Annotated in this window: 3 protein-coding genes; all 3 read left to right on the forward strand. The window is 44.8% G+C overall.

Annotated features, from left to right (window positions below; genetic code table 11):
• A partial coding sequence (locus FEK47_RS24935; RefSeq protein WP_138183444.1) for a fimbrial protein occupies positions 1-474 on the forward strand: 474 nt, incomplete at its 5' end.
• An 84-nt stretch (positions 475-558) separates the two neighbouring features.
• Complete coding sequence (pefC, locus tag FEK47_RS24940; protein WP_138183445.1) at positions 559-2,964, forward strand: PefC/AfrB family outer membrane usher protein; 2,406 nt, start codon at positions 559-561, stop codon at positions 2,962-2,964.
• A partial coding sequence (locus tag FEK47_RS24945; RefSeq protein ID WP_205948680.1) for a fimbria/pilus periplasmic chaperone occupies positions 2,957-3,336 on the forward strand: 380 nt, incomplete at its 3' end. The genes pefC and FEK47_RS24945, both read left to right, overlap by 8 nt.

Genomic DNA, 3,336 nt, shown 5'->3' on the forward strand with positions numbered 1-3,336 from the left:
ACTGCTACTGTTAACGCAGCACAGCAAAGCGAAGTTCATTTTTTTGGTAACGTTACATCCGTAACCTGCGATGTTGCTGTAAATAATGGCGGTAGCATGACGGATGTTATTCAGCTGGGCACTGTGGCTCCAAATGCAGAAAGCCAGACACCGACGGAATTCTCATTTAAACCCGTTAATCCAACACAGTGTGGTAACCTGGCAGGTAAGACTGCAACCATAACATGGTATGGCAACTTTGATGCCGAAGGCTTGAAAAATAGTACCGGTAAGGCTACCGACGCTGTCGTAAAACTGACAGCAATGAATGCACAAAACACAGCAAACACTCAGGTAACATCTTCTAATACCAGTATTGAATTTGATGCAAATAATGCTAATACGGATGGTTTTAAATTCCAGGCAAAATTGAAAGGTGGAACTACCCCTGGCGATTATCAGGGCGTTGCTGCTTATGCAATAACTTATAACTAATCTCACCAATACCGCTGATGCTATTCATTAGCGGTATTAATAATACCTTAAACAGATAACAAATATAAGCCGATGGAGGATGATATGAGCTTATCGCGACTACCAAAGATTTCTTTGTTAGCGATGAGTATTTATACGCATCTCGGATATGCTACGGACTTAAATCTGGATTTTATCCAGGGGACCAGCATAATTCCTTCGATTCTAAAATCTGATTATGCTTATCCTCAGGGACAATACAGTGTGGATGTATTTGTTAACAATGAAAAAACCGGTACGGCTGAGTTAAACATTACACCGGCAGATGAAAAAAACAATATGCTCTGTTTCTCTCCGGAATGGATAAACAGTGCAGGTGTAATGCTGGATGCCAGTAAATATGATGATGTTTATAACAGAGAAAAGAACTGTTATGAGCTGGCTAAAAAAAATCATACACAGGTAGCTTTTGATTACAGTGCGCAGAAACTGCTGCTTGATATTCCTCAGGCTTATCTGCTCAGTAAAAGTGACCCGTCACGATGGGATTACGGTGTTACCGGAGGACGGCTGAAGTATTATGCTAACTTCAATAAAACAACAAATGACAAATTAAATGCCTTCGGAAATTTTGACCTTGGTTTCAATGTCGGGCGATGGGTATTATCCAGTAATATTAACGTATCCCGCTCAGGAGGAGAAACAGAATTCACCTCCAGTGATATGACATTGTCCACGGCAATCAGTCAAATCCAGGGGGATTTATTACTGGGAAAATCGCAAACTCAGACAGAGTTATTTTCTGATTTTAATTTTTATGGCGTATCAGTTCGCTCTAACAGTAACATGCGCCCGTGGGAGGCACGCGGATATGCACCGGATATTTCGGGGATCGCTTCAGGCCCGTCACGGGTAACCGTGACCCAGAACGGCTATACGATTTATTCCCGCATGGTTCCGGCAGGCCCTTATCGTCTTGATGACCTTCGGCCAACCGGAAATGGCGATCTGGTTGTAACGTTAGAGGATGATAACGGGCATAAGACGGTTCAGGTTTATCCGGTCACTACTCTGCCGACGTTGTTAAGGCCAGGTGATTTCCAGTACGACTTTGCCATGGGTAAGAAAAATCAAAGTAATGAACTGAATAAGGCGTTCTCGTCGGATACCGGACTCTTCTGGCTGGGCAGTGTTGACTATGGTTTTTCCAGCGCAACGCTGAATTCGGCAATACTGTTAAACAATCGCTATCAGTCGGCAGGGATTGGCGTAACGAAACCGTTTGGTGAGCTGGGGGCATTATCCCTGAGTGCCCAGACAGCTAAAGCCCGCTATAACAATGGGGATGAAAAGAAAGGCCAGAACGTCAGTGTCAAGTACGCCAAAAACTTTACAGACAGAACAGACCTGCAGCTTCTGACATATCGTTATCAGGACAAAGGGTATGTGGATTATGCAGAATTTGATCCCCATCGCACTTTTATTCACGGTAATCAGAAATCACGGTATGAGGCGCGTCTGTCTCATCGGTTTGATACGACTTATCTGAGTGGAGCGTGGTGGCACCAGAATTACTGGGACAGAGACGGGAGTGATACCGGGGCGACCTTGTCGCTGAGCACTTCAGCTTTTGATTCGGTATCTGTGTTCCTGAACGGTTCATATAACCGTTACGCAAATACTGATAAAGCGGATTATTCAGCGTCGGTGAGTGTCAGCATACCTTTTGACTTCAGAGGGATACAGCATTACGCCAGTAACAGTGTGGGATATAACCGGAGCAATGGTTCAACGTTCAATACAAGTATTTCAGCTTCAGTGAATGATCGCGTTAACTATAACCTCAATGCGGATATCAGTTCCCGTGGTCAGCGGGGCGCATCGGCATCGGCCAGCTATGCGTTTGACGCTGTTCAGACAAATATTGGAGTATCGCAGACACATTCGCGCCAGGGTGACGGACAGACCAGCTTCTCCGGGGGCATCTCCGGCTCTGTGTTAGGGACCCGCGAAACCGGACCTCTCTTTACAAAAGAGTCTTCCGATACTGTCGCTATTGTCAGCGTACCGGGTGTCAGTGGAATCAAGTTCAACAACTCCATGCCCACTGACCGAAATGGTAACACTGTAGTGTGGTTGTCCGGGTATGCAGAAAACAGCATTAACATTAACATGGAAAACGTCCCTGACGACATGGATTTCAGCACGACATCCTACAAAGTGGTTCCGACTGAAAAGGCGATGGTTTACCGAAAATTTGGTTTTGAGAACGTACTTCGTTACATCCTGCGTGTGAAGGATAAGCAGGGTAAATACCTTACAGGTGGTGAAGCCACCACAGAACAGGGACTGAATGCCGGGTTTATATCCACAAACGGTGTTCTGCTAATGAATATGCTGACTGAACCAGAAAAGATCCGCATTGATATGGGAAATGGAATGCAGTGTCATTTTTCCATGAAAGGTTTACAGGCTAACACCAATAAAGTTCAGGAGATTCGTTGTGAATAAAGTAGCTAAAACGGCGATTGCAGTTGTGCTCTCATTCGCATTCTGTAGCCAGGCTATGGCTGCGTTTGTACTGAATGGGACGCGCTTCATTTATGATGAAAATAAAAAAAATATTACCTTTGAAGTCACCAATAATGCCGGTCAGATGTATGGGGGGCAGGTATGGGTGGATAATACCAGTGAGGGAAACGGTATCTACATGGTTCCTCAGCCTCCTTTTTTTAAAGTCGGCGCAAAACAAAAACAGATTATCCGAATCATGAAAACAGATTCCTCATTACCCACAGACCGTGAATCGTTATTCTGGTTGAATGTACAGGAAGTACCGCCAAAACCAGATGTTAAAGAAAGCCATGGCAGTGTTCTGGCGAT

This window comes from Escherichia sp. E3659 (assembly GCF_005781135.1).
GTDB lineage: Bacteria > Pseudomonadota > Gammaproteobacteria > Enterobacterales > Enterobacteriaceae > Escherichia.

Coding starts and splice junctions, on each gene's coding strand:
- pefC (WP_138183445.1), top strand. CDS start 559: ATGAGCTTATCGCGACTACCAAAGATTTCTTTGTTAGCGATGAGTATT.